Annotated in this window: 27 protein-coding genes; 8 read left to right on the top strand and 19 right to left on the bottom strand. The window is 67.3% G+C overall.

The genetic code is table 11. From position 1 onward, the window contains the following. Positions 1-102: 102 nt before the first annotated feature. The 9 genes from sucD to GQR91_RS07800 form a co-directional block, all read right to left on the bottom strand. The gene (sucD, locus tag GQR91_RS07835; RefSeq protein ID WP_112382031.1) at positions 103-987 is read right to left on the bottom strand and encodes a succinate--CoA ligase subunit alpha; all 885 of its coding nucleotides are present in this window, start codon (positions 985-987) and stop codon (positions 103-105) included. Between the two features lie 82 nt (positions 988-1,069). Beyond that, positions 1,070-2,032: a malate dehydrogenase gene (gene mdh / locus GQR91_RS07830; protein WP_112382030.1), complete on the bottom strand. Its 963-nt coding sequence runs from the start codon at positions 2,030-2,032 to the stop codon at positions 1,070-1,072. Positions 2,033-2,234: 202 nt separating this feature from the next. Next, positions 2,235-3,356, bottom strand: a complete 1,122-nt coding sequence (zapE, locus tag GQR91_RS07825; protein ID WP_149682187.1) for a cell division protein ZapE — start codon at positions 3,354-3,356, stop codon at positions 2,235-2,237. 128 nt (positions 3,357-3,484) lie between these two features. Continuing rightward, positions 3,485-4,264, bottom strand: coding sequence for a succinate dehydrogenase iron-sulfur subunit (locus GQR91_RS07820; protein WP_149682188.1), 780 nt, complete (start codon positions 4,262-4,264; stop codon positions 3,485-3,487). Positions 4,265-4,419: 155 nt separating this feature from the next. Next, on the bottom strand, positions 4,420-4,998 hold the full coding sequence (locus GQR91_RS07815) for a ClpP family protease (RefSeq protein ID WP_149682189.1): 579 nt from the start codon (positions 4,996-4,998) through the stop codon (positions 4,420-4,422). 185 nt (positions 4,999-5,183) lie between these two features. Further along, complete coding sequence (locus GQR91_RS07810) at positions 5,184-5,822, bottom strand: glycoside hydrolase (RefSeq protein WP_249042525.1); 639 nt, start codon at positions 5,820-5,822, stop codon at positions 5,184-5,186. Further along, positions 5,823-6,095 (bottom strand): hypothetical protein, encoded by a 273-nt coding sequence (locus GQR91_RS19510; RefSeq protein ID WP_235903995.1) that lies wholly within the window; start codon positions 6,093-6,095, stop codon positions 5,823-5,825. Positions 6,096-6,157: 62 nt separating this feature from the next. Further along, positions 6,158-6,550, bottom strand: a complete 393-nt coding sequence (locus GQR91_RS07805) for a hypothetical protein (protein WP_149682190.1) — start codon at positions 6,548-6,550, stop codon at positions 6,158-6,160. A gap of 51 nt (positions 6,551-6,601) precedes the next feature. Next, the gene (locus GQR91_RS07800) at positions 6,602-7,663 is read right to left on the bottom strand and encodes an SDR family oxidoreductase (RefSeq protein WP_149682191.1); all 1,062 of its coding nucleotides are present in this window, start codon (positions 7,661-7,663) and stop codon (positions 6,602-6,604) included. 102 nt (positions 7,664-7,765) lie between these two features. Between GQR91_RS07800 and GQR91_RS07795 the strand changes: the two genes are divergently transcribed. After that, positions 7,766-8,146, top strand: coding sequence for a winged helix-turn-helix transcriptional regulator (locus GQR91_RS07795; RefSeq protein WP_149682192.1), 381 nt, complete (start codon positions 7,766-7,768; stop codon positions 8,144-8,146). Positions 8,147-8,215: 69 nt separating this feature from the next. Here GQR91_RS07795 and sdhA read toward each other — a convergent pair whose 3' ends face one another. Genes sdhA through sdhC form a run of 3 tightly spaced genes read right to left on the bottom strand, consistent with a single transcriptional unit; the run spans position 8,216 to position 10,817 of the window. After that, complete coding sequence (gene sdhA, locus GQR91_RS07790; RefSeq protein WP_149682193.1) at positions 8,216-10,021, bottom strand: succinate dehydrogenase flavoprotein subunit; 1,806 nt, start codon at positions 10,019-10,021, stop codon at positions 8,216-8,218. Beyond that, positions 10,021-10,404, bottom strand: a complete 384-nt coding sequence (gene sdhD, locus GQR91_RS07785) for a succinate dehydrogenase, hydrophobic membrane anchor protein (protein ID WP_112382022.1) — start codon at positions 10,402-10,404, stop codon at positions 10,021-10,023. Before sdhD ends, sdhA begins: the two co-directional genes overlap by 1 nt. Next, positions 10,404-10,817, bottom strand: a complete 414-nt coding sequence (gene sdhC / locus GQR91_RS07780; RefSeq protein ID WP_112382021.1) for a succinate dehydrogenase, cytochrome b556 subunit — start codon at positions 10,815-10,817, stop codon at positions 10,404-10,406. The genes sdhD and sdhC overlap by 1 nt, the downstream gene beginning before the upstream one ends. Positions 10,818-11,007: 190 nt before the next feature. Here sdhC and GQR91_RS07775 point away from each other — a divergent pair, with 190 nt between their 5' ends. Genes GQR91_RS07775 through GQR91_RS07760 form a run of 4 tightly spaced genes read left to right on the top strand, consistent with a single transcriptional unit; the run spans position 11,008 to position 15,446 of the window. Further along, positions 11,008-12,369 carry a methyl-accepting chemotaxis protein gene (locus GQR91_RS07775; protein WP_149682194.1) on the top strand — a complete coding sequence of 454 codons (1,362 nt, stop codon included), beginning with the start codon at positions 11,008-11,010 and terminating at the stop codon, positions 12,367-12,369. 23 nt (positions 12,370-12,392) lie between these two features. Next, on the top strand, positions 12,393-13,760 hold the full coding sequence (locus tag GQR91_RS07770; RefSeq protein WP_235903996.1) for a methyl-accepting chemotaxis protein: 1,368 nt from the start codon (positions 12,393-12,395) through the stop codon (positions 13,758-13,760). A 32-nt stretch (positions 13,761-13,792) separates the two neighbouring features. Next, complete coding sequence (locus GQR91_RS07765; protein ID WP_149682195.1) at positions 13,793-14,500, top strand: SDR family NAD(P)-dependent oxidoreductase; 708 nt, start codon at positions 13,793-13,795, stop codon at positions 14,498-14,500. Positions 14,501-14,510: 10 nt separating this feature from the next. After that, a complete protein-coding gene (locus tag GQR91_RS07760) occupies positions 14,511-15,446 on the top strand; it encodes a 50S ribosomal protein L11 methyltransferase (protein ID WP_149682196.1) in 936 nt (311 codons plus the stop codon). Positions 15,447-15,666: 220 nt separating this feature from the next. Here the strand turns inward: GQR91_RS07760 and GQR91_RS07755 are convergent, their stop codons facing one another. Together GQR91_RS07755 and GQR91_RS07750 are read right to left on the bottom strand one after the other, a co-directional pair. Next, positions 15,667-18,804 (bottom strand): efflux RND transporter permease subunit, encoded by a 3,138-nt coding sequence (locus GQR91_RS07755; protein WP_149682197.1) that lies wholly within the window; start codon positions 18,802-18,804, stop codon positions 15,667-15,669. A gap of 4 nt (positions 18,805-18,808) precedes the next feature. Continuing rightward, on the bottom strand, positions 18,809-19,984 hold the full coding sequence (locus GQR91_RS07750) for an efflux RND transporter periplasmic adaptor subunit (RefSeq protein ID WP_149682198.1): 1,176 nt from the start codon (positions 19,982-19,984) through the stop codon (positions 18,809-18,811). A gap of 204 nt (positions 19,985-20,188) precedes the next feature. Here GQR91_RS07750 and GQR91_RS07745 point away from each other — a divergent pair, with 204 nt between their 5' ends. After that, positions 20,189-20,926: an SIMPL domain-containing protein gene (locus GQR91_RS07745; RefSeq protein WP_112382016.1), complete on the top strand. Its 738-nt coding sequence runs from the start codon at positions 20,189-20,191 to the stop codon at positions 20,924-20,926. Positions 20,927-21,077: 151 nt separating this feature from the next. Here the strand turns inward: GQR91_RS07745 and GQR91_RS07740 are convergent, their stop codons facing one another. From GQR91_RS07740 to GQR91_RS19115, 3 genes are all read right to left on the bottom strand, one after another. After that, the gene (locus GQR91_RS07740) at positions 21,078-21,335 is read right to left on the bottom strand and encodes a GlsB/YeaQ/YmgE family stress response membrane protein (protein WP_112382015.1); all 258 of its coding nucleotides are present in this window, start codon (positions 21,333-21,335) and stop codon (positions 21,078-21,080) included. Positions 21,336-21,516: 181 nt separating this feature from the next. After that, a complete protein-coding gene (gene sciP / locus GQR91_RS07735; RefSeq protein ID WP_149682373.1) occupies positions 21,517-21,816 on the bottom strand; it encodes a CtrA inhibitor SciP in 300 nt (99 codons plus the stop codon). Between the two features lie 91 nt (positions 21,817-21,907). Continuing rightward, positions 21,908-22,135, bottom strand: a complete 228-nt coding sequence (locus tag GQR91_RS19115; protein WP_112382014.1) for a hypothetical protein — start codon at positions 22,133-22,135, stop codon at positions 21,908-21,910. A 195-nt stretch (positions 22,136-22,330) separates the two neighbouring features. Between GQR91_RS19115 and mnmA the strand changes: the two genes are divergently transcribed. Next, entirely contained in the window at positions 22,331-23,437 is a 1,107-nt protein-coding gene (mnmA, locus tag GQR91_RS07730; protein WP_149682199.1) for a tRNA 2-thiouridine(34) synthase MnmA, read from the top strand. After that, positions 23,434-23,640, top strand: coding sequence for a UvrB/UvrC motif-containing protein (locus tag GQR91_RS07725; protein WP_149682200.1), 207 nt, complete (start codon positions 23,434-23,436; stop codon positions 23,638-23,640). Before mnmA ends, GQR91_RS07725 begins: the two co-directional genes overlap by 4 nt. A 50-nt stretch (positions 23,641-23,690) precedes the next feature. Here the strand turns inward: GQR91_RS07725 and GQR91_RS07720 are convergent, their stop codons facing one another. Continuing rightward, complete coding sequence (locus GQR91_RS07720; RefSeq protein WP_149682201.1) at positions 23,691-24,485, bottom strand: PhzF family phenazine biosynthesis protein; 795 nt, start codon at positions 24,483-24,485, stop codon at positions 23,691-23,693. 10 nt (positions 24,486-24,495) lie between these two features. Continuing rightward, positions 24,496-25,419, bottom strand: a complete 924-nt coding sequence (locus GQR91_RS07715) for a cation diffusion facilitator family transporter (protein ID WP_428842980.1) — start codon at positions 25,417-25,419, stop codon at positions 24,496-24,498. Positions 25,420-25,423 lie beyond the last annotated feature (4 nt).

Genomic DNA, 25,423 nt, shown 5'->3' with positions numbered 1-25,423 from the left:
TTGTCCTTCTGCCCCTCCCGATCGCGAGGGGGTGATGAGGGCGACAGGTTCCGCGACACCCGCGCCCTTAGGGCCGCCTCCCCGGCGGGGGAGGCGATCACCTTACTTGTTCAGCACCGACAGCAGCGTCGAGCCGAGTTCCGAGGGGCTGGCCGCGACCTTGATCCCGGCCTCTTCCATCGCCGCGATCTTGCTCTCGGCATCGCCCTTGCCGCCCGACACGATCGCGCCGGCATGGCCCATGCGACGGCCTGGAGGGGCGGTGCGACCCGCGATGAAGCCGGCCATCGGCTTGCTCCGACCGCGCTTGGCCTCGTCCTTCAGGAACTGCGCGGCCTGCTCCTCGGCATCGCCGCCGATCTCGCCGATCATGATGATCGACTGCGTCGCCTCGTCGGCGAGGAACAGCTCCAGCACGTCGATGAAGTTCGTGCCGTTGACGGGATCGCCGCCGATGCCGACCGCGGTCGTCTGGCCCAGGCCTGCATTCGAGGTCTGGAACACCGCCTCATAGGTCAGCGTGCCGGAGCGCGACACGACGCCGACCGAACCCTGCTTGAAGATCGAACCGGGCATGATGCCGATCTTGCACTCGCCCGGCGTCAGCACGCCGGGGCAGTTCGGGCCGATCAGGCGCGACTTCGAACCCGACAGGGCGCGCTTCACGCGCACCATGTCCAGCACCGGAATGCCTTCGGTGATCGTCACGATCAGCGGGATCTCGGCGTCGATCGCCTCCAGGATCGAGTCCGCGGCGAAGGGCGGCGGTACGTAGATCACGCTGGCATCGGCACCGGTCTTCGACTTGGCTTCGGCGACCGTGTTGAACACCGGCAGGTCGAGGTGCGTCGTGCCGCCCTTGCCCGGCGTGACGCCGCCGACCATCTGCGTGCCGTAGGCCAGCGCCTGCTGCGTGTGGAACGTGCCGGTTTCACCCGTCATGCCCTGGGTGATGACCTTGGTATTCTTGTTGACGAGGATGCTCATGGGGGCTCCCGTTGGACGTTGCCCCCTTGTTCAAGGGGCTAAAGATGCCCGCGCGTCGACCATCCGCGCGCGGGCGTTGAAATCAGGCCAGCGTGCCGTCGATGCCCTTGCACGCGACCAGCAGTTCCTTGACCGCATCGACCGAGACCTGAAGATTGCCCTTCGCCTCGTCCGACAGCTTGACCTCGACCACCTTCTCGACGCCGTTCGCGCCGATCACCACCGGCACGCCGACATACAGGTCGTCGATGCCGTACTGGCCGGTCAGGTGCGCGGCCGCCGGCAGGATGCGCTTCTGGTCGTACAGATAGGCTTCCGCCATCGCGATGCCGCTGGTCGCGGGCGCGTAATAGGCAGACCCGGTCTTCAGCAGCGCGACGATCTCGCCGCCGCCGCCACGGGTGCGCTTGATGATCTCGTCGACCTTCTCCTTGGTGGAGAAGCCCATCTCGATCAGGTCGCTGACCGGGATGCCGCTGACCGTCGAATATTCCAGCACGGGCACCATGGTGTCGCCGTGCCCGCCCAGCACGAAGGTGTTCACGTCCTTCACCGACACGCCGAACTCGTCGGCAAGGAAGTGGCTGAAGCGTGCCGAGTCGAGCACGCCCGCCATGCCCACGACCTTGTTGTGCGGCAGGCCGGAGAATTCGCGCAGCGCCCACACCATCGCGTCGAGCGGATTGGTGATGCAGATCACGAACGCATCGGGCGCATTCGCGGCGATCCCCTCGCCAACCGCCTTCATCACCTTCAGGTTGATGCCGAGCAGATCGTCGCGGCTCATGCCGGGCTTGCGGGCGACACCGGCGGTGACGATGATGACATCGGCCCCCGCGATGTCCGCATAATCGTTCGAACCCTTGATGTTCGCGTCGAAGCCCTCGACCGGGCCGCACTGCGACAGGTCCAGCGCCTTGCCCTGGGGAACGCCTTCGACCACGTCGAACAGCACGATGTCACCGAGACCCTTGAGGGCTGCGAGGTGCGCGAGCGTGCCGCCGATATTGCCGGCGCCGATCAGCGCGATCTTCTTGCGGGCCATTCCAATCCTTCTCCGTGATGGACGTGCGTGATTGGTCATGCGGACTACGCCGATTGCCGGCATGCCGCAACCGCTAAAGCACGCGGTTTTGCATTTTAATTGCAACTGGTTCGCAAGAGCAATAGAGCGCCGGAGGCGGCAGTGCTACTGGTTTCGACAGGCTCCCTGACTGGCTGGTCCGAGCGGGTGCGCGGCAGGCTCGCTACCGCGTCTCCTCGTCTGCGCCGTGACCCTTGGCCAGATACTCTTCCGAGCGCATTTCCTCCAACCGGCTGATCGTACGCTCGAACTCGAAGCGTCCATCCCCGGTTTCGTAAAGATCGGCGGGCTGCGCATCCGCTGCGGCAAGCAGCTTCACCTTGTGCTCGTACAGCGCGTCGATCAGCGCCACGAAGCGCGCCGCCTCGTTGCGATTCTCCGGCCCCAGCTTCGGGATGCCGACCAGGATCACCGTATGGAACCGCCGCGCGATCGCCAGATAGTCCGCCGCGCCCCGCGCCTCGCCGCACAGCCGCTTGAACGAGAACACCGCCACGCCCTTCAGCGCCTTGGGCACCCTGAGCGTCCGGTTGCCCTGCACGGGCAGCTCTTCCGAGGGTACGTGGGCGGCATCCTCCACCGGATAGTCGGTCAGCCGGAAGAAGGCGGCGGACAGTTGTGCGGTCGCCTCCGCCCCGTTCGGCACCAGCCAGGTATCCACCTGCCCCAGCCGGTCGCGCCGGTAATCGGTCGGGCCGTTCAGCGCGATCACGTCCATCCGCCCTTCGATCAGCGCGATGAAGGGAAGGAAATGCTCGCGGTTCAGACCATTCTTGTAGAGGTCGGCCGGCCGGCGGTTGGAGGTGGTGACCACCGTCACCCCCGCCTCGATCAGTGCGGTGAACAGGCGCGACAGGATCATCGCGTCCGGGCTGTTCGTCACCATCATCTCGTCGAACGCCAGCAGCCGCGTTTCCTCGGCCAGGGCCGCGGCAACCGGCGCGATCGGCTCGCCGACCTGCTTGGCCCGCTCCCGGCCGATGCGCCCATGCACTTCCAGCATGAACTCGGCGAAATGCACCCGTCGTTTCCGCTCGACCGCGACATGGTCGAAGAACAGGTCCATCAACATCGATTTGCCGCGCCCGACGCCGCCCCACATATAGACGCCGCGCGGGGCCTGTCCGCCACGACCGGTCAGCCGCGCAAGGAAGCCTCCGCGCGGCGGCCTTTCCAATTGGGTTGCCAGGGCATCCAGTCTGGCGGCGGCAGCGGCCTGTTCGGGATCGGGGCGAAGCTCGCCCGCGCCGACCAGGGCTTGATAGGCGGAAAGTACGTCAGGCATGGGGAAACGGTCGCTTCTTCTCCCCTCCCCGTCAGGGGAGGGGTACGGGGTGGGGCAGTCCCGCAAATGCCGCACCGGCGGACATGGCCCACCCCACCCTCTTCAGCAGAGGGGTAGTCGCAAGCGGATCAGACGATCCGCTCGGCTTCCATCTTCTTGATCTCGGCGATCGCCTTGGCGGGGTTCAGACCCTTGGGGCAGACGTTCGCGCAGTTCATGATCGTGTGGCAACGATACAGGCGGAACGGGTCCTCCAGCTCGTCCAGACGCTCGCCGTTCATCTCGTCACGGCTGTCCGCCAGCCAGCGATAGGCCTGAAGCAGGATTGCCGGCCCCAGGAACTTGTCCGAATTCCACCAATAGCTCGGGCACGAGGTCGAGCAGCAGGCGCACAGGATGCACTCGTACAGACCATCGAGCTTCGCGCGATCGGCGGGCGACTGCAGCCGCTCCTTGCCCGCAGGCTCCGGCGTCACGGTCTGCAGCCAGGGCTGGATCGAGGCGTACTGCGCATAGAAATGCGTGAAGTCCGGCACCAGGTCCTTGACCACGTCCATGTGCGGCAGCGGGGTGATGCGCACCTCGCCCTTCACATCCTCGATCGCGGTGGTGCACGCCAGGCCGTTGCGCCCGTCGATGTTCATCGCGCAGGAACCGCAAATGCCCTCGCGGCACGAACGGCGGAAGGTCAGCGACGAATCCTGCTCGCCCTTCATCTTGATGAGCGCGTCCAGTACCATCGGGCCGCATTCGTCCAGATCGATCTCGAACGTGTCGTACCGCGGATTCTGGCCCGAATCGGGGTCGTAGCGATAGACCTTGAACTTCTTGATGCGGCCGGTGGTGGTCGCCTTGTGCGTTTCGCCCTTCTTGATGACGCTGTTCTTGGGCAGGGCAAATTCAGCCATGGGTTCGATGTCCGCTGATGGGCCGACCAGATCGCCGGCAAGGATCGTGCCTGCCCGATACATGACCGGCGCGCAGCCCGCAAATGTCTTGACAGCGAAAAATATGCCGATCGCGACTGGCGGGCGCCCGGCAACCGCAGACGCCCGCCCGATCGTCAGATCACGTCGAGCACCAGGCCCAGGTCGCGTGCTTCCTCGGCATCGATATACCAGTTCGCCACCGCCTTTTCGCGGATCGTCTCGAAATCCACCCGCGATCCGGCGACGATCGCGCGAAATCCCTCTTCTTGGATCATGATCGAGTGCTCGATCTCGTTGAGCTTGGCCCTCAAAACCGCGGGCAGCGTGGTCAGCGGCCCCTTCAGGTCGACCGCGGCGTTCATCTGCCGCTCGTGCAGCATAAGCCGGGTGTTGCGGGTCAGGAAGCGCTTGTCCACCGGGAAGGCGGACATGAAGGTCGCGCCCGCCGAATACACCGCCACCTTGCCCAGGAACAGCGTCTCGCGCCCCGTATAGTCGCGCAGCAGGCGGATCGAGTCGCCCATCGCCCGCGCCATTTCCGGGTCGCCGCCCAGCGTGGTGATCGACACGACCAGCGGCCCCTCGCCGGCCGAGGCGGCGGCGAGTTGCTGCTTGAACGTCGCGTACATCGCGTCGTCGACGGGTCCGTGCAGTTGGATCTGCGGGACGGCGAGAGCCGGATAGTTCACGGCGTTATTCGGGTGCTGGTCCATGGCGCGAGCGAACAAGCGATCGGGGTCATCAGTTCCACGTCGGAGGCGCGCATCGGACCTGTACGATCGGGCACGCGCGAGGTCATCCAAAGACCCATGGCGCGCAAGCCTTTGATGGACCAGCTTATCGGCATCGCGATGGACACGATCGCGCACCTCCGGCAACCGGAAAGAAGCGGCCTCGATCAGCACTCTTCGGCGGTAAAGGCCGGCGCCGCCCCCGGCGGCACGCGCGCGGGATGCTCGAAGAACAGGTCAGCGGTCAGCCGGTGGCGATCACCATATACTTGCCGCAGCACGTCCGAAAGCGCGGGATCATATCGGCGCAGGTCCGCGTCCGACAATACCGTCACCGCACCGAAGCGCGCCACCATGTTGGAGTTAAACCAGTATTGGGTGCCCTCCGCCCAATATTTATGCACCGTGGTCGATCCATATTCGCCCTTCCACAGCCCCGCCGCCATCGCCGCGGCATAGGCCCGCTCCACCCGCTGATACAGCAGCGGGTCCACCTGCTCGACCGCATTGAGGATGGCGTGGCTGAATTCGTGAACGAAGATATTCTCGCCATAATAAGACGTGCCCGGGATCGCGAGCAGGTTTTCCGTCGCACCGGAGGTCAATATACCGCCCATCCCCCGCGCACGGCCGTTCCAATATTGCGCATCGGTCAGGGCCCCGATGCGCACATCGTAGTGCTTGCGCTCGCACCGGGTCAGCGCAGGGTCGTTGCGTTCCGGCTTCTTCCAATCGCGCTGTTCGGGAAGATCGGTCGTGCCCTCTTCGGTCGCCATGATCGCGATCCGCAGGCCACGCGCGATCATTCAGTGCCGCAGGTCGGGCCGTTCGGTCAGCATGTCTTCAACGATGTCACGCGCGAACAGCAACGCCACGGACGGCACCTTGTGCGACGCCGCGATCGGAATGCCATGCGCATCGAGATAGCGTGTGTAAAAGGAGTCGAGCTTCAGCGCAGCCAGCGGCTTTCCGATCATGGCGGCGGCATAATCGGGCAGTGTATGGGCGGGGTCGGCGGGGGCCTGCGCCACCGCTTGGCTGGCCAACAGCATGGCGATCATCGCACCCGGCGTCTTCATTATGCCCCCCTTCGTAGATAATATACGAATAAGTCAGGCAGTCCAATTCTGCAATGCGGGCGTCAAGCCATCGCCATCATCACACCGGCCGAGGCAAGCGCACCCGCAAACACCGCCTTGGCCTTCGGCGCCGCTTGCGCACAGCGCGGCAGCGTCGCCACCCGCCGGGGATCACGCAACAGGTCGATCAGCAATTCGACATCGGTCTGCGAACCGAAGGGACAGTCGCGGCACGGCGTCCTGCCCAGGCATTGCTCGCCCAGCCGAAGCACGCTGTCGATCACCGGGGCCAGCATGTCGTGGCCGATCGGTGCAAGCAATGCGTGGAGCGGGGGCAACACCGGGCGATCCGCCGCGCGCGCCGCGCGCCACACCGCTACCGCCCGCACGATCGTCTCCGCCGCGATCGATGATGCGGCAAGACGATCGGCTGTGACAGATGCTGCGACACGCATGGCCTTCTCCTTGGAGGTCAGGATTAACGCTAATGCGAGTCTATTGCAAGTTCATGGGATCAATCGATCCGCCCGCAAACGGTTGAACAAGGCGAAGAACGCATCATCCGTCGGCTGGTAGCTGGTGAAGCCCAGCCGCCGGCTCTTTGACATGTCGGTCACCACCTCGATCGGGCGGCCGAGATCGGCATCGCTATGCCAGGGCGAGGCCAGCCGCGACAGGTCCGGCTCGATCAGCTGGTGCCGCGCCGCGATCTCCCGCCACGCCTGCGCATCGCCAGCCATCTGCGTCTCCAGCGGCCGGACGACGCCGTCGAACGGCGCCGGCTCGATCCCGAACCATGCGGCGATACGGCCCCACATCCATTCCCAGCGGAAGATGTCGCCATTGACCACGTTGAACGCCTCGTCATGTGCCGCGGGCGTCTCCACCGCCCAGAGCAGGTGGCGGGCAAGCTGGCCCGCATCGGTCATGTCGGTCAGCCCATGCCACTGCGCGGCCGATCCCGGAAAGACGAATGGCCGCCCGGTTTCGCGGCACAGCGTGGCATGAACCGCCAGCGTCGTCCCCATGTTCATCGCATTGCCGACCGCCTTGCCGATCACCGTGTGCGGCCGGTGCACGCTCCAGGTGAGACCGTCGCGTGCCGCCGCGGCGAACAGTTCATCCTCCTGCGCATAATAGAAATTCTCGACGTCCAGCCGCCCCTGCTCTTCGCGGAACGGCGTTTGCGGCAACGTGCCTTTGCCGTAAGCCTCGAACGGCCCCAGATAGTGCTTGAGCCCGGTGACCAGCGCGACATGCCGCGGCCCAGTGGCGGGCGTTAGGCCATGCAGCAGGTTGCGCACCATTGCGGCATTGACGCGGATATTCTCCGCCTCGCTGTCCTGCCGCGCCCAGGTGGTGATGAACACCGCATCGGGCGCGATGTCGGCCAACGCCGCACGCGTGTTCGCCGCATCGTGCAGGTCTGCGACGACGGGCCGCACGCCGTCCTGCGCCACCGGTCGGCGTGCCAGTCCGTGCACCGTCCATCCCTGCTCTGCCAGCAATGCCGCCGCCGCACTGCCGACAATCCCGCTCGCCCCTACTACCAACGCCGTTTTTGCCATGATCCTCGCACCTTGATCGTTCAAAGATCACAGCTAGGCGTCGCCGGTCGCAGCTTCTAGACGGCACCAAATAGGAACCTAGTCACCAAAAGGTAACCACCCATGCGCCCCGGATCGAACGACGAGGAATGGCGGGAGGATTGCGCCCCGCGCCGCGTGCTGGCGCTGTTCGCGACCAAATGGACCAGCATGATCCTCCACGTGCTCCACGCCCGTCACGCCGGCGCGGCCCGCACCGGCGTCCTCCACCGCAGCCTGCCCGGCATCTCCAAGAAGATGCTGACCCAGACGCTGCGCGAGATGGAAGATACCGGCCTGTTGACGCGTCATGTCGAAAGCGTGGTACCGCCAGCGGTCGAGTACCGCCTCACCCCCCTCGGCACCCGCTTCGTCGAGCCGGTCGAACTGCTCTACGCCTGGGCCCGCACCAACCCCGACGCCCTCGACCAGCTCGCCCCCCGCCCTACGGCCCGACGTACTTAGACCGGAACGCAGAACGCCCGCACGGATGATCCGCACGGGCGCTCCTGCTCGATCGATACGATCGGCGCGTCAGTAAACGCGCTTCTTCGGCTTGATATAGTCGATATCGTCGGTCAGCGTGTAGTCGTGGACCGGGCGATAATCGATCGCGGTCGCACCGCCCTTGCCGCCCCAGCCGTCGAACGTGGTGATCGTGTGCTTCATCCAGTTCGCGTCGTCGCGCTCGGGGAAGTCCTCGTTCACATGCGCGCCGCGGCTTTCCTTGCGGTTCAGCGCCGACTCCATCGTCACCACCGCCTGCGACACCAGATTGTCGAGCTCCAGCGTCTCGATCAGGTCGGTGTTCCAGATCAGCGAGCGATCCTTGATGCCGACATCCTGCATCCGGTTATAGGTGCCGCGGATCTTCTCGCGGCCCTCGGTCAGCAGTTCGTCGGTACGGAACACCGCGCAGTGACGCTGCATGGTCTTTTGCATTTCCGAACGGATCTCCGCGGTCGGCGAGCCGCCGGCGGCGTTGCGGAAATGGTCGAGACGGCCGAGCGACAGTTCCTCCGAGCCCTTGGGCAGCGGATTGTGCGCCGTGTTCGGCTTCAACTGGTCCTTGATGCGCAGGCCCGTCGCCCGGCCGAACACCACGAGGTCGATCAGCGAGTTGGAGCCCAGACGGTTGGCGCCGTGCACCGATACGCACGCCGCCTCGCCCACCGCGAACAGGCCGGGGACGACCGAGTCCGGGTTGCCGTCCCGCAGGCGCACGACCTCGCCGTGATAGTTGGTCGGGATGCCGCCCATGTTGTAATGGACGGTCGGCGTCACCGGCAGCGGCTGGCGCGTCAGGTCGACACCGGCAAAGATCTTGCCCGTCTCGGTAATGCCCGGCAGCCGCTCGTGCAGCACCTTGGGATCGATATGATCCAGGTGCAGGTGGATATGGTCGCCTTCCTTGCCGACGCCGCGGCCTTCGCGCATCTCCATCGCCATCGAGCGCGACACGACGTCGCGGCTGGCGAGGTCCTTGGCGGACGGGGCATAGCGCTCCATGAAGCGCTCGCCCTCGGAGTTGGTCAAATAACCGCCCTCGCCGCGCGCGCCCTCGGTGATGAGCACGCCCGCGCCGTAGATGCCGGTCGGGTGGAACTGCACGAACTCCATGTCCTGCAGCGCGATGCCGGCGCGCAGCGCCATGCCGCCGCCGTCGCCGGTGCAGGTGTGCGCCGAGGTGGCGGAGAAATAGCAGCGGCCATAGCCGCCCGTCGCCAGCACCACGTTATGCGCGCGGAAACGGTGGATCGATCCGTCTTCCATGCACAGCGCGATCACGCCGCGGCACGCGCCGCTCTCGTCCATGATCAGGTCGAGCGCGAAATATTCGACGTAGAAATCCGCGTCATACTTCAGCGACTGCTGGTACAGCGTGTGCAGCATGGCGTGACCGGTACGGTCGGCCGCGGCGCAGGTGCGCTGCGCGGGCGGCCCCTCGCCCATATTCTGCATCATGCCGCCGAACGGGCGCTGGTAGATGCGGCCCTCGTCGGTGCGGCTGAAGGGCATGCCGGCATGCTCCAGCTCGTACACCGCGGCGGGTGCCTCGCGGCACAGATATTCGATCGCGTCCTGGTCGCCGAGCCAGTCGGAGCCCTTGACGGTGTCGAACATGTGCCAGGTCCAGTGGTCCGGACCCATGTTGCCGAGCGAGGCGGCGATGCCGCCCTGCGCCGCGACCGTGTGGCTGCGGGTCGGGAACACCTTGGTGATGCACGCGGCCTTCAGGCCCGCCTCGGCGATGCCCATGGTGGCGCGCAGGCCCGATCCGCCGGCGCCGACCACCACCGCGTCATAGGTGTGGTCGATGATCTTGTAGGCAGCAGGCATTACGCAGCGGCTCCAAAGGCGATCTTGAGAACGGAGAAGATGGCGACCGATGCGGTCACCGCGGTGAACACGTTGAGGGCGACGAGCGCGGCGACGCGGCTCTCGTCATGCTGGTAATCCTCGATCACCACCTGCAACCCCATGCGGAAGTGCGAGAAGACCGACAGGACGAGCAGGATCATCGGGATCGCCACCCACGCGCTCGACAGCCACATGCGCATCGATTCGTAATCGAATGCGGGCTGGCGCAGGATCGACACGAGCAGCCAGACGAGCAGCAGGAAGTTCGATCCCGCGGTCAGCCGGTGGTGAAACCAATGCTTGGCGCCCTGCTTGGACGAACCCAGACCGCGCACGCGGCCGATGCTGGTTCCCGAACGCATCACTTGATGATCCCCAGATAGAGCCAGAACAGCACGGTCAGCGTCACCGACGCGACCATGGTCAGTACGGCATAACGCTTGTTGGTCTTCAGCTCGAACCCCGCGCCCAGGTCGAGTACCAGGTGGCGGATGCCCGTCATCATGTGCTGGAACAGGCAGGCGGTCAGGCCGATGCCGATGACATAGCCGATGATGTTCAGATTGCCGGCATCCGTCGTGAACACGTCGCGGAACGTCGCATAGCTCTCGGCTCCGCCCGCGATCGCGGCCAGGAACCAGACGAGCAGCGCGGTGCCGACGGTCGCCATGCCCGACCCGGTCGCGCGGTGGAGGATGGAGACCAGCATGTGCGGGCCCCAGCGCCAGATCTGGAGGTGGGGCGATAGCGGGCGGGCGGGGTTGCGGGAAGCCAAGGGCAGGTCCTCAGAGCAGTCGATGTCCGGATGATCGCAAACGCCTATGAGGCGAGCGCCCGCGCGATGCAACCCAAGAGCGCATTGCAAGGCCTGGCACCCGGTACCGGTCCGCCGGTGCCACGTTCCTCTAACCGCGCCTTAACCTGTTGGCGGCATATGGATCGACGATCAACAGGGGGATCATTCCTTGGACCATATCGACCTTCCGGCGCCGACCACGATTGCCGCCACCATCGATCTCGACGCGCGAATTCGCGCGTTCGACGGCGGCGACGGCAATCTGCGCCGTCAGGCGGCCGAGTTGTGGGAACTGGTCGAGCCGCGCATCGACGACATCATCGAGGCCTATTGGGACCATTGGCGCCGCTCCCATCCTGGTGAGGCCGAGTGGACGGTGCTGGACCGCGAACGCCGAATGGCCGCTGGCCGCGCCTATCTGCGCAACCGCCTGTGCAACTTGAGCGGCCGCGAATGGGTCGAGTCGCTCGAACGCTCGGTGGCTGCTGCCTATGCCAAGGGCGTGGCGACCATGGAGGTGCTTGCCATGTCCTGCGCCAGCGACCGTGCGCTGCTGGCCGTACTGATCGAGCAACTGCCCGCCGGCGATCCCCGGATGCAGCCCGCGATGCATACGCTTCTTCGCCTCTTCGGCATGGAAACCGAACTGACGGTCGAGCTGTTCGCCGGCTTTGCCGCACATACCGCGCAGCGTTCGCGCGAACGGCTGGCGATCGATTTCCAGGGGGGTATCGCCTCCATGGTCGATTCGGCGACGATCGACGGGCAGGATCTCCGCTCCCAGGCGCAGAACGCCTCCACCGCGACGCGCGGCATGCTGGGCAAGTCGAGCGAAGTCGCCGCCGCGGCCGAGCAGTCCGCAGTCGCCATGCGCGAGGCGGCACAGACCGCCGCCGGCCTGATCCGCGCAATCGAGGATGCCCGCTCCGAGGTGGAGGCCGCGGCCGAGATCGCCACCCGTGCCTCCGTTCAGGCGAGCCAGGCGGTGGGCATGTCGGAAACCCTCTCCGATCACGCCAAGTCGATCGAATCGATCCTGGGGCTGATCCGCGACATTGCCGGCCAGACCAACCTGCTGGCGCTGAATGCCACCATTGAGGCGGCGCGCGCCGGCGACGCGGGCCGCGGCTTTGCCGTCGTCGCGCAGGAGGTGAAGAGCCTCGCCAGCCAGACCGCGCGCGCCACCGACGACATCGCCGCCAAGATCGCCGCGATCCAGGCGGCGACCCGCTCCACCGTGGACACCAACGCCTCGATCAAGGCGACCGTGGCGGAGGTTCAGGAATCGGCCGAGCGGATCCGCTACGCCATGGAGGCGCAGGCCGGCACCGTCACCGCGATCACCGCCGCGGTGGATGAAACCGCGCTTGCGGCCGATTCCATGTCCAACACCATCGCCGCGATCCGCGAGGATACCGAAAGCGTCGCGGACGAGATCGACGCGGTCGGTCGCGGCTTCGACATGCTCGATGGCCGGCTGGGCGATCTGAAGTCGAGCGCGGACCGCTTCATCGCCCGCGTCGCCGCCTGATCCGCGCCGGCCCGGAAAATCAGATGGCAAGGCAAGAGATTGCGGTCGGAACCTGGAGCAGCGCCGAGGAATCCACCTCGGCGATCATGCGCAACTATGACTGGGACAACAGCGTCACCTCCACCTGTGCGGAGATCACGTCGCTGCTGACGGACGAGGACATCGACATGATCTCCCGGACATTCTGGGATCATTATCTCGGTCAGGCCGAGTTGCGCGACCGGCGCTCGGCCCTCACGCCCGACCGGCTGCGCGACCGCATCGCCAGCAGCGCGCGCTATACCCGCGAGAAATATGGCCGTCCGTTCGACCAGACATGGCTGGATATGGCGGTGAACTACGCAATGCGCGCGCGCGACAGCGGCGTTTCGCTGCGCACGCTGATGAACGCGCTCAACTATTCACAAAGCCGCACCATGCATGCGCTGGAACAGCGGGTGAAGGGCGACAGCGCGCGCATGTGCCGCCTGGCCGACATGACCGCGCGCATCTCGCTTGCGGAGGCGGGCATCATGGCCAGCGCGCTCGGCCGGTCGGATGCGATGCTGTCCAGGGACGCCCGTCACGAACAGGCGGAAGCGTTTCGCCAGACCATCGCCGGGGCGATCGGCAATGCCGCAGCGCGCGGCGACACCTTGCGCGAACAGGCGAGCCACGCCGCCGGCTCCACCACCCGCATGCTCGGCAAGTCGCACGAGGTGGCGATCGCCGCCGAACAGTCTGCGCTGGCGATGCGCGAAGCGGCACAGACCGCCGCCGGCCTGATCCGGGCGATGGAGGCCGCGCGCGAGGAAGTGGAAAGCGCCGCCGCGATCACCACCCGCGCCGCGGCGCAGGCGGACGAGGCGGTCGCCCTGTCGGGTGCGTTGTCCGGTCATGCCCGCTCGATCGAATCGATCCTGGGGCTGATCCGCGACATTGCCGGCCAGACCAACCTGCTGGCGCTCAACGCCACCATCGAGGCGGCGCGCGCCGGCGATGCGGGTCGCGGCTTTGCCGTCGTCGCGCAGGAGGTGAAGAGCCTCGCCAGCCAGACCGCGCGCGCCACCGACGACATCGCCGCCAAGATCGCGGCGATCCAGGCCGCGACCCATGCCACGGTCGAGACCAATGCCTCGATCAAGACCACCGCGGGCGATGCGCTGCTGATCTCGCAGCGGCTGCGCGGGGCGATGGCGGCGCATGCGCAAACCGTGATCTCGATCACCGCCGCGGTGGACGAGACCGCGCTGGCCGCCGATTCCATGTCGGGCAGCATCGCCGCCATTCGCGAGGATACCGAGACGGTTGCCGGCGAGATCGCGGCGCTGGGCGGCGGCTTCCAGGATGTCGACCGCCAGTTGCACGACCTGTGCGCCGCAGCCGAGGTGTTTTCCGCCAGCGTCGGTTGACGCCTCCCCGGCGCTTGCGGCAGGCGGGCGCGATGACCACCATTCTCCTGACCGGCTCCAGCCGCGGCATCGGCGCCGCGATCGCCGACACGCTGTCCGCCGCGAATGCCACCGTTATCGGCCACGGCACCGCAAGCGGGATCGCCGCCGACTTCGCCGATCCCGCCGCGCCCGCCGCCTTGTGGCAGGCCGCGCTGGCCCGCGCCGGCGGCGCGATCGACGTGCTGGTCAACAATGCCGGCGTGTTCGAGGCGGCACCGCTCGACGCCGGGGACTGGTCCGAGCGTTGGGAGCGCACCATGCGCATCAACCTGACCGCCTCGGCCGAACTCTGCCGCCTTGCCGTCCTGCACTGGCAGGAACGCCGCGCCGCCGGATGGCAGGGGGATGCGCGCATCGTCAACGTCGCCAGCCGCGCCGCCTATCGCGGCGACTCGCCCGCCCACTGGCATTATGCCGCGTCCAAGGCGGGCATGGTCGCGATGACCAAGACGATCGCGCGCGGCTATGCGGGTGCGGGCATTCTCGCCTTTGCCGCCTGCCCCGGCTTCACCATGACCGGCATGGCCGACGATTATCTCGCCAGCCGCGGCGGCGACACGCTGCTGGCCGACATCCCGCTCGGCCGCGTCGCCATGCCGGATGAGATCGCCACCACCGTCCGCTTCCTCGCGCTCGACGCGCCCGCCTCGATGACCGGCGCGGTGCTCGACGTGAACGGCGCCAGCTACGTCCGCTGAAGGAGTTCGCATGAGCTGGAAACTCACCCTCCCCTGCACCCGCGCCGAGGCCGAGGCGATCGACGCCGCCGATGATCTCGGGCTGGACGCGGCCCCCGTGCTGATGACCACCGAAACGGTGGAGGACGATACCGAGACATGGCGCCTCGACGCCTATTTCGAGGATGAGCCGGGTGCGGCCGCCATCGCCGCGGTCCGCGCGCTGGTACCCAGCGCCAGCGACACCGCGCCCGCGATCGAGGAACTCGGTGACCAGGACTGGGTGACGATGAGCCAGTCGGGCCTGGAGCCGCTGCGCGTCGGTCGCTTCTTCGTCCACACCAGCGCTCATCCCGCCGAAGTACCGGAGGGCGGCCGCGCCTTTCTGATCGAGGCAGGGCAGGCGTTCGGCACCGGCCATCATGAAACCACCAGCGGTTGCCTCGCGATGCTCGATGCGATGGCGGGCACGCCCGTGTCGAACGCGATCGATGTCGGCACCGGTACCGGCCTGCTTGCCTTTGCGGTGCGGCATCTCTGGCCGGATGCCGCGGTGATGGCGACCGATATCGATCCCATGGCGATCATCGTCACCCGCGAAAATGCGCAGGCCAATGCGATCGACCGCGTGGAGTGCATCGTCGCAGACGGGGCGCTGGATGACGCGATCACCGCCGCGGCGCCTTACGACCTCGTCATCGCCAACATCCTGGCCGGCCCGCTCGTCTCGATGGCGCCCGAACTCGCCGCCATCGCCGCACCCAACGCCACGATCCTGCTCGCCGGCCTGCTGGAAACGCAGCGGGACGATGTCACCGCCGCCTATGCCGCCCGCGGCTGCACGGTGGAGGCGGTCGACCGCCGCGGCGACTGGAGCGTCCTGCGCCTCATGGCCGGCGCCGAACGCTATGTCCCCGCCGCCCCCTTCGACCCCAAGGGCCGCGACGGCTGGGCACTCGATCTGTAGGCGTCCCGCAGTCGCCGCAAAGAGGCGCCATCCCTTTTCCCGTTCGTGCCGAGTAGAGATCGAGTAGGCTCGTCAGAGCCGTATCGAGAGCTCGTATCGAGGCATCCTCCGCGCGCGGACCTATCGCTCGTTACACGGCTTTGCCGCTACTCGGCACCTGCTCGGGACGAACGGGTAGCTGGCTGCTATCTGATCCCAGACTTCATCCAGCACCCGGCCTTCACTCGGCCGGATGCGTCCCCAGCTTGCCCTGCGCACCGGGTAACGCCGGGGGTTCGCCCGGCCCCTCGATCAGCGGCCCGCCATCGTCGCCCGGACGGTAGGTCAACAGCTTGTGGCCGAGCTTCGGCCCCAGCCACTGCTCCATCCCGATCGCCAGGCTGAACCCCGCCGGCACGATCAGCAGCGTCAGCAGCGTCGACAGGAACAGCCCGCCGATCACCGTCACCGCCATCGGCTGGTTGAACGATCCGTCGCCGGTCAGCGACAGGGCGGTCGGGATCATCCCCGCGATCATCGCCACCGTGGTCATCACGATCGGCTGCGCGCGCTTGTGCCCGGCATCAAGGATCGCGGCCAGCGGCGGCACGCCGGCGCGCATCTCCTCCAGCGCAAAGTCGATCAGCAGGATCGAGTTCTTGGCGACGATGCCCAGCAGCATCAGCAACCCGATCAGCACCGGCAGCGACACCGGCATCCCGAACAGGTGGAGCGCCACCGCACCGCCCAGCGGCGCCAGCAGCAGCGAGCCCAGGTTCACGAACGGCGGCATCGCGCGGCGATACAGCAGGATCAGCACCGCCAGCACCAGCATCACGCCCGCGAACACCGCGATCACGAAGTTCAGCAGCATTTCCGCCTGCCACTTCGCCTCGCCCGATGCGGCATAATGCACGCCCAGCGGCAGCTTGCTCATATAGGGCAGCTTCAGCACCTTAGCGCGTTCCTCGCCCGCGATCGCGCCGGGCGCCAGGTCCGCGCCGATGATGACGCGGCGTTCCTGGTTGAATCGCCTGATCTGCGACGGTCCCGCGCCAAAGCCGATATCGGCCACCACGCGCAAGGGAACGGTGCTGCCGCGCGCGGTCTGCACCGGCAGGTTCTGGATCGTCGACAGGTTGCGCCGGCTATAGGGATCGAGCGCGACGCTGATCGGGATCTGCCGGTCGGGCAGCGAGAATTTCGCCGCATTCTGCGCGATCTCGCCCTGCGTGGCGATACGGATCGTCTGGCTCAGCGCCGCCGTTGTCACGCCCAGATCGGCGGCAAGGTCCAGCCGCGGCCGGATAACGATCTCGGGCCGCGGCAGATCGCCCTCGACCCGCGGGGAGCGCAGGTTGGGCAGCGCCTTCATCTCCTGCACCAGCCCTTGCGCCGCCTTTTCCAGCGCTTCCGGATCGGAACCGGCCAACATGATGGAAACCGCGCGGCCGCCGCCGCCACCGCCGCCGCCACCGAAATTGATCCGCGCATCGGCGATCTTGTTCAGCTCGGCCGCCGTTTCCCGCTCGAAATCGGTCGAGGTCCGCACCCGGTCCTTGCGCAGCGTGATCTCCAGGATCGCGCTGCCCGCCTTGATCGTCTCGACCGCGGACTTCACCTCTTGCTGCTGGCGCAGGATGCCCGACACCTGATCGGCCACCGCCTCGGTCTGCTCCAGCGTGGTGCCAGGCACCATGGTGATCGACAAACGGCTGAAATCATTGTCGCGCGGCGGCTGGAAGGTGAAGGGCAGCGTCGCGAACGCGACGATCGTGGCGACGAACGCCAGCCCGCCCAGCCCCATGGTCTTCCACCGATTGGCCAGCGTCCAGCGCAGCACGCTCATATAGCGGTCCATCGCCGGGCCCTCGCCATGCTCGGCATGGCCATGCGCCTTCAGGAAATAAGCCGCGACCATCGGCGTGATCAGGCGTGCGACCGCCAGGCTCATCAGCACCGCGACGACCACGGTGATGCCGAAATTCTTGAAGAACTGGCCCGCAATGCCCGGCATCAGCCCGACCGGCAGGAACACCGCGACGATCGAGAAGGTGGTCGCGACCACCGCCAGCCCGATCTCGTCGGCCGCGTCGATCGATGCCTGATAGGCCGATTTGCCCATCCGCATGTGGCGCACGATGTTCTCGATCTCCACGATCGCGTCGTCGACCAGCACGCCCGCGACCAGGCTGAGCGCCAGCAGCGTCATGAAGTTCAGGCTGAACCCCATCAGCGCCATGATCCAGAAGGTCGGGATCGCCGACAGCGGAATGGCGAGCGCCGAGATCAGCGTCGCCCGCTTGTCGCGCAGGAACAGGAACACCACGATCACCGCCAGCACCGCGCCCTCGATCAGCGCGCGGATCGCCTCCCGGTACTGGTGCTTGGTGTAATCGACGCTGGTGAACTGCTCGACGAAGCGGAACTTGGGGTTCTCCTTCTGGATCTTCGCCAGTTCCGCCACCGTCGCATCGTACAATGCGACCTCGGACGCGCCGCGCGCGCGCTGGATGCCGAAGCCGACCACCTGGCGCCCGTTCGCCTTGAACAGGCTGGTCTGTTCCAGCGAGGTGTCGCGGATCTCGGCGATGTCGGCCAGGCGCACGGTGCCCGGCTGGCCGTTGCCCAGAGGGATCTGCAACTGCGCCAGCTCGCGCGCCGTCTCGGCGCTGCCGACGATGCGCAGCGACTGTTGCGCGCCGCCGATATCGGCCCGGCCGCCTGCCGCGTTCTGGTTGATCGCGCGCAGCGTCTGGTTCACCTGCGCGGCGGTGATGCCCAGTGCCTGCATCCGGCCCGGGTCCAGGATCACGCGCACCGCGCGCTCGACGCCGCCGGTCATCTCCACCTTCTGCATGCCCGGAATACCGAGCAGCCGCTTGACGACCACCGTGTCGACAAAGGCGGACAATTCTTCCAGCGTCACGTCGGTGCTCGCCACCGACCAGGTCGCGATCGAATCATTGTTGATGATCACGCGGCTGACGTTCGGCTCGATCACGCCGTCGGGCAGTTCGGACCGGACCTGCGCCACCGCGTCGCGCACGTCGGTGACTGCGCGGTCCACCGGCGTGGCGAAGCTGAACTGCACGAAGGTGCCGCTCGATCCTTCGCTGATCGTCGAATTGATCTCGTCCACGCCTTCCAGCCCGCGGATCGCGGCCTCGATGCGCGTGGTGATCTGCGTCTCGATCTCGCTGGGCGCCGCGCCCGGCTGGCTCACCTGCACCCATACCGCCGGAAACGTGATCTCCGGGCTGTCGTTCACCTGCATGCGGTTGAACGAGATAAGCCCGGCGATCGTCAGCGCCATGAACAGGACGAGCGGGACGACCGGGTTGCGGATCGCCCAGGCGGACATGTTGCGGAAGCCCATGGGATCAGCGCGCCTTCTGCACCGACGGTTTGATGACCTGGCCCGGCGTCAGGAACGCGCCCGCGGTCAGCACCACGCGCTCGGTCCCGTTCAACCCGTCCAGCACGGCAACGCCGTTGTCGGATGCCTCGCCGGTCTTCACCACGCGGCGCTCCACCTTGTTGTCCTTGCCGACGACATAGACATAGGTCGACTTGTCGTCGCTCAGGATCGCCGTCTCGGGCAGCAGCGGCGCCACCGCGGTGCTGCCGTTGATCGCGGCCGTGGCGAAGCCGCCGGGGCGAAGCGCCGAGTCGTGGCGCAGGGCGATGCGGACCACGCCCTGGCGGGTCTGCGCGTCGATCACCGGCGAGATCTGCCAGACCTCGCCCTCGAAACTGCGGTTCGACCCGACGGGCGTCACCCGCGCGCGCGATCCCACCGACAGCCCGGCCAGATCGCTTTCCGACACCGCCGCGCGCAGCTCGACCTGCCCGTCCTGCTCCAGCCGGAACAGCACGCCGCTGCCCGAACTGACGATCTGTCCCGGCTCGGCGGTGCGCGTCAGGATCAGCCCGGCGGCCGGCGCGCGGATGTCCAGCCGGCCGTTGCGGGCCCGCGCTTCCGCCAGGCTCGCCTGCGCCGCCTTCACCCGCGCCGCCGCCGCATCGCGCGTCGCCTCGCGCCGCTGCAGATCCGCCTTCGAGATGAACCCGCGGTCGACCAGCGTCTTGGCCCGGTCCAGCTCCGCCTGCGCCAGCACCTGGTCCGACCGTGCGACCGACACCTGCGCCGCCAGTTGCGCCGCCGTCTGCGTCTGCACCGACCGGTCCACCGTCGCCAGCACCTGCCCCGCCTTCACCCACTGCCCGGGCTCCACCAGCACCCGCGTGATCATCCCGCCCTCGCCGGCGATACCGATCGGCAGATCACGGCGTGCCGCCAGCGTGCCCGTCGCCGACACCGTACGCGCCACCGTCTGCCGCCCCGGTACGCTCACCGTCACCACCGGCGCCTGCGACGCATCGTCCCCCGCCGGCCTGGCAGCCTCGTTCTTCTTGCCCCCGAACAGGAACCACGCCGCCACCGCCAGCACCACGATCGCCGCCACGATCCACGGCCACCGCCGCCGACGCGGCGCCTCCGGTGCCGGCAACGCCAGCCGCTCCTCCTGCTCGATCGCCCCGGTTTCGTAGTTCATGCCCGCCATCAATCCTCGCCCGGCCCACCGGCCCCTGACAGGGCTGTGTTATCGGAATATATCACTTCGCTCAAGCCCGTGATTGCCCTTGCTTATGTCGGACGATTACGGCGTCCATGTGTCGATCCGGGGCACCTGTACGTTCAGCCCCCGTTTTGCGCAGGCACGCCAAGGAGCGTCCACCGCTATTTAGGGGAAACAGGCATGAAGACGATGTTCGCACTAGCGCTGGCCACCGCACCGCTGATGGGCGGTGCCGCCGCCGCGCAGGGCGTGCCGCAAACCGTGGAGCCGCTGGTGCCCGCCGCCGGCACGATCCTGGACGTCAGCGCAGAAGGGCGCACGACCCGCGTTCCCGATCTGGCGACGATTCGCGCAGGGGTCGTCTCGCAGGGGGCCACAGCCGCCGCCGCGCTGTCGGACAACGCCCAGCGCATGGCCCGCGTTCTCGCCGCCCTCAAGCGCGCCGGCATCGCCGAGCGCGACGTGCAGACCGCCACCGTGCAACTGCAGCCGCAATATCGCTACGGGGAGAACGTGCCGCCGGTCATCACCGGCTATCAGGCGACGAACAGCGTCGCCATCCGCTTCCGCGACGTCGCCCGGTCGGGCACGATCCTCGACACGCTGGTCGCGCAGGGCGCCAACCAGATCGAAGGTCCGAACCTATCCATCGACAAGCCCGATGCCGCGCTGGACGAGGCGCGCCAGGATGCGGTCGCCCGCGCCCGCGCGCGCGCCGACCTGTATGCAAAGGCGTCGGGCCTGCGCGTCCTGCGTATCGTCTCGATCGCGGAGGGCGGCAGCGATGCCGGCGGCCCTGAGCGCCCCATGGCCTTTGCCGTCTCGATGCGGGCCAAGGCCGATGCCCCGACCGAGATCGCGGCGGGCGAGCGCGACGTGACGGTTTCGCTCAACGTCCGCTTCCTGCTCGGGCAATAGGCAAAGGAAAACCCTCTTCCCGCATCGGGGAAGAGGGTCGGGAGGCAAAAGAAAACCCTCTCCCCGGTGGGGGAGAGGGTCAGGGGGCCGCCCAACGGCTTTGAGCCTGCGAGCCCCCTCAAGCCTTTCCGGAGAAAGGCAGCGTTCCGATTTAGCGCACCCGGCCGCGACGGACCAGGTTCACGATCGCGAGCAGCACGACCGCACCCAGCAGCGACACCAGGAACGAATAGATCGTCAGGCCCGAATTGTTGATCGAACCGCCCGAGAAGATCAGGCCGCCGATGAAAGCGCCGACGATACCGACGACGACGTTAAGCAGAATGCCCTGCTGGGCGTCGGTGCGCATGATGATGCTGGCCAGCCAGCCGATGACGCCACCGATAATCAGCCAAAGAATAATACCCATGGTCTTCCCTCCGTTGGGCCCGCAAGCGGGTCGCAGGGATAGACGTACAAACCCATATTGTTGTTCCACCCGCGTATCGTAAAGCTTGACAATCGCTGGGGAAAGGATCGGTGCACCGCGCAGGCAAACCGCCCCCCGACGGGAGGGCGGCCCACCGTTCACCGCAACATGTTCACCGCGTTCAATATTTCTGCTGGCGCTCGTACAGGGTGCGGTAATGCTGGATGCGCGTCACCCGCAGCCCCGGCATGCCCGATCGGTCGATCGCGCGCTGCCATCCGGCAAATTCCTCCACCGACAGGCCGTAGCGCTGGCACACCTCGTCGACGGACAACAGGCCGCCATTGACCGCCGCGACCACCTCCGCCTTGCGGCGGACGACCCAGCGCGTCGTGCTGGGCGGGGGCAGCGTGTCCAGGGTCAACGGTTCGCCGAGCGGACCGATCACCCTGGCGGGGCGGATTTTCTGGTTCTCGATCATCATTGTCCCCCGAAATGCTCCGCTCCTGCCCAGGCGCGGTCGTACCAGTCGAGCTTGAAGATCGGCTGAAATGCCACGGTTAACAGCGCCTTCACTCCTTCTTCCATGCGGTCAGCGCGCCTGCCATCGGCCCGTTGAACGCTCCGTCCAGCGGCGCGAACAAACGGGGATCCGCCGCCGCGCGCACGAATCCGGCCTGTCGCACCGCGGTGGGGCTCGCCGCCTGGCGCGCCGCCACCCCCACCATCAACACCGCAAGGTCGCTTGGCAGAACCGTGAGCTCGATCTCGCGATCGAAACGAGGAAAGCTCAGGTCCAAGAAGGCGCCTCTTGCTGCCGGGGTGGAGTGACCCGCTTAGCGACGGAGGATGAATGGCTGGTAAAAATGCTGTAAATTTCTGATGTTCACGGCCAGTCAGTTGATCGAAATCAAAACCGCGGGATGCCGACGAAAGGCGCGCATCCCGGCTCGGCTTTGCATGTTCGCTCTCCCGCCCCTATGTGCGCGTGCATCATGGACGAAGCGGTGGATTTCCAGCTCGGCGGCGACGCGCGGGGCAAGCGGATCGTGGTGGCGATGTCGGGCGGCGTCGACAGTTCGGTGGTGGCGGCACTTGCCGCGCGCACCGGGGCGGAGACGATCGGCGTCACCCTGCAACTCTACGACCATGGCGAGGCGGTGGGCCGCGCGGGTGCCTGTTGCGCCGGGCGCGACATTCGCGACGCGCGCGCGGTCTGCGACCGGCTGGGCATCGCCCATTACGTCTTCGATCATGAAACCAGCTTCCGCACCCAGGTGGTCGATCGCTTTGCCGACGAATATCTGGCGGGGCGCACCCCCATCCCGTGCGTTCAGTGCAACATGGGGCCGAAATTCACCGATCTCCTGACCCTTGCCCGCGATCTCGGCGCCGATTGCCTCGCCACCGGCCATTATGTCCGCCGCATGATCGGCGAGGACGGGGCCGAACTGCACCGCGGCGCCGATCCCGCCCGCGACCAGAGCTATTTCCTGTTCGCCACCACCCAGACGCAGCTCGATTTCCTGCGCTTTCCGCTCGGCGCCCTGCCCAAGCCCCGCGTGCGCGAGATCGCCGCCGAACTGGGCCTCGGCGTCGCGGCCAAGCCCGACAGCCAGGATATCTGCTTCGTGCCCGACGGCGACTATGCCGGCCTCGTCAAGAAGCTGCGCCCGGATGCCGACACCCGCGGCGACATCGTCGACATGGCCGGTCGCAAGCTGGGCGAGCATCGCGGCCTGATCCACTACACCGTTGGTCAGCGCCGCGGGCTGGAGATCGGCGGCAGTCCCGAGCCGCTCTATGTCGTCCGCCTCGATGCCGACACCCGCCGCGTCGTCGTCGGTCCGCGCACCGCGCTGGCGGTGGACGCGGCCCGGCTGACCGACCTCAACATCCTCGGCCCGCTCGGTGGGCCGCTGACCGCCAAGGTCCGCTCGATGGCGCGACCGGTCCCAGCACGCATGGTCGGGGACCGGCTGGTCTTCGACACACCCGAATATGGCGTCGCCCCCGGCCAGGCCGCGGTGCTCTATGCCGGCGACCGGGTGCTCGGCGGCGGCTGGATCGCCGAAACCGAGGCGGCGACGCTGGCGGCATGAGCCGGATCGCGCAGCTGCAGGCCGAGATGGAGGCCGCCGCCGCCGCGCTCGATTTCGAGCGTGCGAAGCGCCTGCGCGACGAGATCAGCCTGCTGCGCGGATCGGATGCCGAAGCCGCCGATCCCACCGGCCTGCACCGCCAGCAGCCGGGCGCCATGGGTCTGGGCACCAGCCGCCAGCGTGTCGAGCCGCCCGAGGGCTGAACCCCGCCGCCGCGCCCCGATCCGATGACGAAAGGCCGCTCGCGCCGCCGTTAGGGCAGCAGGAACGTGCCTTCGATCACCGTCACGCACGCCCCGCCCAGCACGACCCGGTCGCCATCCAGTGTGCACCGCAGCCGCCCGCCACGCGCGCTCGCCTGAAACGCGCTGAACCGGTCGCGCCCCAGCCGCTGCGTCCAGTACGGCGTCAGCACCGCATGCGCCGATCCCGTCACCGGGTCCTCATCCACCGCAAAGGCCGGCACGAACACCCGGCTGACCACGTCCGTCGCCTCGCCCGGCGCGGTCACGATCACCACATAAGGGCCTTGCGCGGCCAGCGCGCGCATGTCGGGCGTGCAATCCCGCACCGCCGCCTCGTCCGCCACCACGACGACCACATAGCCCTTGTCGTGGAACAGCACCGCCTCGGCCGTGACGCCCAGCGCCGCGACCACCCCCGGCATCTCTTGTGGCGTCGGCGCCCATGCCGGCAAGGCCATGGCATAGGCCGCCCCGTCGCGCGCCACCTCCAGCACCCCCGCCTGCCGCGTCGCGAAGCGCACCGCCGCCCGGTTGGTGTCCGACGACAGCACGACATGCCCGCTCGCCAGCGTCGCATGGCCGCACAGCGCCACCTCGGTGCCCGGCGTGAACCAGCGCAGCTCGAAATCCGCCACGCCGCCCTCGATCGGCACCAGGAAAGCGGTTTCCGACAGGTTGTTCTCCTGCGCGATCTTCAGCAGCGTCGCATCGTCCGGCCAGCGCGACAGCGGCATCACCGCCGCCGGATTGCCGCCGAACGCCGCATCGGCGAACGCGTCCACCTGGGTAAAGGGAATGCGCATCGAACAGTCCTTACAGCCGCTTGCCGAACCAGTGCGGCGTCACATCCGCCTCGACCAGCGGATTGTCGGTATCGACATGCCCTTCGGGGTCGAGATGGATCAGCACCTCCACCTTGGGAAAGGCGCGGCGCAGCGCCACCTCGACATCCTCGACGATGTCGTGCGCGGCCGCGACGGTCAGCGTCGCGTCCACCTCCATGTGGAACTGCGCAAAGTCATGGCTGCCCGAGCGGCGGGTGCGGAAGTCGTGAATGCCCTTCAGCCCCGGCTGGCGCGCCGCCACGTCCAGAAAGGCCGCCCGCTGCTGGTCCGGCCATTCCTTGTCCATCAACTGGTCGATCGCATTGGACGACGCCTGGAACGCGCCATATGCCAGCCACAGCGCGATCGCGATGCCGAAGATCGGGTCCGCTCCGTGCCAGCCGGCATATTGATCCAGCGCGATCGCGACGATCACGGAGGCGTTCAGCAGCACGTCCGACTGGTAATGGACATTGTCCGCCATGATCGCGACCGATCCGGTCTGCCGGATCACGCGGCGCTGATACCAGAGCAGCAGCGCGGTCGCGCCGATCGCGACCAGCGACACGCCGATGCCGAACTCGGCCGCCTGGGTGGGCTGGGTTTCGCCCAGCGCCATGATCGCGCGCCACGCGATGCCGGCCGCGGATGCGGTGATCAGCGCGACCTGGAACAAGGCGGCCAGCGCCTCCGCCTTGCCGTGCCCGAACCGGTGGTCATGGTCGGCCGGCGTCGCCGCCAGCCGCACGCCGTACAGCGTGACGAGGCTGGCGAGCAGGTCGAGCGCGGTATCCGCCAGGCTGCCCAGCATCGCCACCGAGCGCGTGTGCCACGCCGCAAAGCCCTTCAGCCCCAGCAGGAACAGCGCCATCGCGACGCTGGCCAGCGCCGCGCGCGTGGCAAGCGGGATCATGCGC

Origin of the sequence: Sphingomonas carotinifaciens, assembly GCF_009789535.1 — a bacterium.
In the GTDB taxonomy this organism is placed as follows: Bacteria; Pseudomonadota; Alphaproteobacteria; order Sphingomonadales; family Sphingomonadaceae; genus Sphingomonas; species Sphingomonas carotinifaciens.
Note: the sequence above shows the minus strand (reverse complement) of the source record. Positions and strands in the feature narration are given on the sequence as shown.

Excerpts from the sequence above, each read along its gene's own strand:
- GQR91_RS07770 (WP_235903996.1), top strand. The coding sequence starts at position 12,393 with ATGGCAAGGCAAGAGATTGCGGTCGGAACCTGGAGCAGCGCCGAGGAA.
- GQR91_RS07740 (WP_112382015.1), bottom strand. The coding sequence starts at position 21,335 with ATGGGTATTATTCTTTGGCTGATTATCGGTGGCGTCATCGGCTGGCTG.
- GQR91_RS07725 (WP_149682200.1), top strand. The coding sequence starts at position 23,434 with ATGAGCCGGATCGCGCAGCTGCAGGCCGAGATGGAGGCCGCCGCCGCC.
- sciP (WP_149682373.1), bottom strand. The coding sequence starts at position 21,816 with ATGATCGAGAACCAGAAAATCCGCCCCGCCAGGGTGATCGGTCCGCTC.
- GQR91_RS07765 (WP_149682195.1), top strand. The coding sequence starts at position 13,793 with ATGACCACCATTCTCCTGACCGGCTCCAGCCGCGGCATCGGCGCCGCG.
- GQR91_RS19510 (WP_235903995.1), bottom strand. The coding sequence starts at position 6,095 with ATGAAGACGCCGGGTGCGATGATCGCCATGCTGTTGGCCAGCCAAGCG.
- zapE (WP_149682187.1), bottom strand. The coding sequence starts at position 3,356 with ATGCCTGACGTACTTTCCGCCTATCAAGCCCTGGTCGGCGCGGGCGAG.
- sdhD (WP_112382022.1), bottom strand. The coding sequence starts at position 10,404 with ATGCGTTCGGGAACCAGCATCGGCCGCGTGCGCGGTCTGGGTTCGTCC.
- GQR91_RS07800 (WP_149682191.1), bottom strand. The coding sequence starts at position 7,663 with ATGGCAAAAACGGCGTTGGTAGTAGGGGCGAGCGGGATTGTCGGCAGT.
- GQR91_RS07815 (WP_149682189.1), bottom strand. The coding sequence starts at position 4,998 with ATGGACCAGCACCCGAATAACGCCGTGAACTATCCGGCTCTCGCCGTC.
- GQR91_RS07810 (WP_249042525.1), bottom strand. The coding sequence starts at position 5,822 with ATGATCGCGCGTGGCCTGCGGATCGCGATCATGGCGACCGAAGAGGGC.
- sucD (WP_112382031.1), bottom strand. The coding sequence starts at position 987 with ATGAGCATCCTCGTCAACAAGAATACCAAGGTCATCACCCAGGGCATG.
- GQR91_RS07760 (WP_149682196.1), top strand. The coding sequence starts at position 14,511 with ATGAGCTGGAAACTCACCCTCCCCTGCACCCGCGCCGAGGCCGAGGCG.
- GQR91_RS07720 (WP_149682201.1), bottom strand. The coding sequence starts at position 24,485 with ATGCGCATTCCCTTTACCCAGGTGGACGCGTTCGCCGATGCGGCGTTC.
- GQR91_RS07795 (WP_149682192.1), top strand. The coding sequence starts at position 7,766 with ATGCGCCCCGGATCGAACGACGAGGAATGGCGGGAGGATTGCGCCCCG.
- mdh (WP_112382030.1), bottom strand. The coding sequence starts at position 2,032 with ATGGCCCGCAAGAAGATCGCGCTGATCGGCGCCGGCAATATCGGCGGC.
- mnmA (WP_149682199.1), top strand. The coding sequence starts at position 22,331 with ATGGACGAAGCGGTGGATTTCCAGCTCGGCGGCGACGCGCGGGGCAAG.
- GQR91_RS07805 (WP_149682190.1), bottom strand. The coding sequence starts at position 6,550 with ATGCGTGTCGCAGCATCTGTCACAGCCGATCGTCTTGCCGCATCATCG.
- GQR91_RS07820 (WP_149682188.1), bottom strand. The coding sequence starts at position 4,264 with ATGGCTGAATTTGCCCTGCCCAAGAACAGCGTCATCAAGAAGGGCGAA.
- GQR91_RS07715 (WP_428842980.1), bottom strand. The coding sequence starts at position 25,419 with ATGATCCCGCTTGCCACGCGCGCGGCGCTGGCCAGCGTCGCGATGGCG.
- GQR91_RS07750 (WP_149682198.1), bottom strand. The coding sequence starts at position 19,984 with ATGAACTACGAAACCGGGGCGATCGAGCAGGAGGAGCGGCTGGCGTTG.
- GQR91_RS07755 (WP_149682197.1), bottom strand. The coding sequence starts at position 18,804 with ATGGGCTTCCGCAACATGTCCGCCTGGGCGATCCGCAACCCGGTCGTC.
- sdhA (WP_149682193.1), bottom strand. The coding sequence starts at position 10,021 with ATGCCTGCTGCCTACAAGATCATCGACCACACCTATGACGCGGTGGTG.
- GQR91_RS07745 (WP_112382016.1), top strand. The coding sequence starts at position 20,189 with ATGAAGACGATGTTCGCACTAGCGCTGGCCACCGCACCGCTGATGGGC.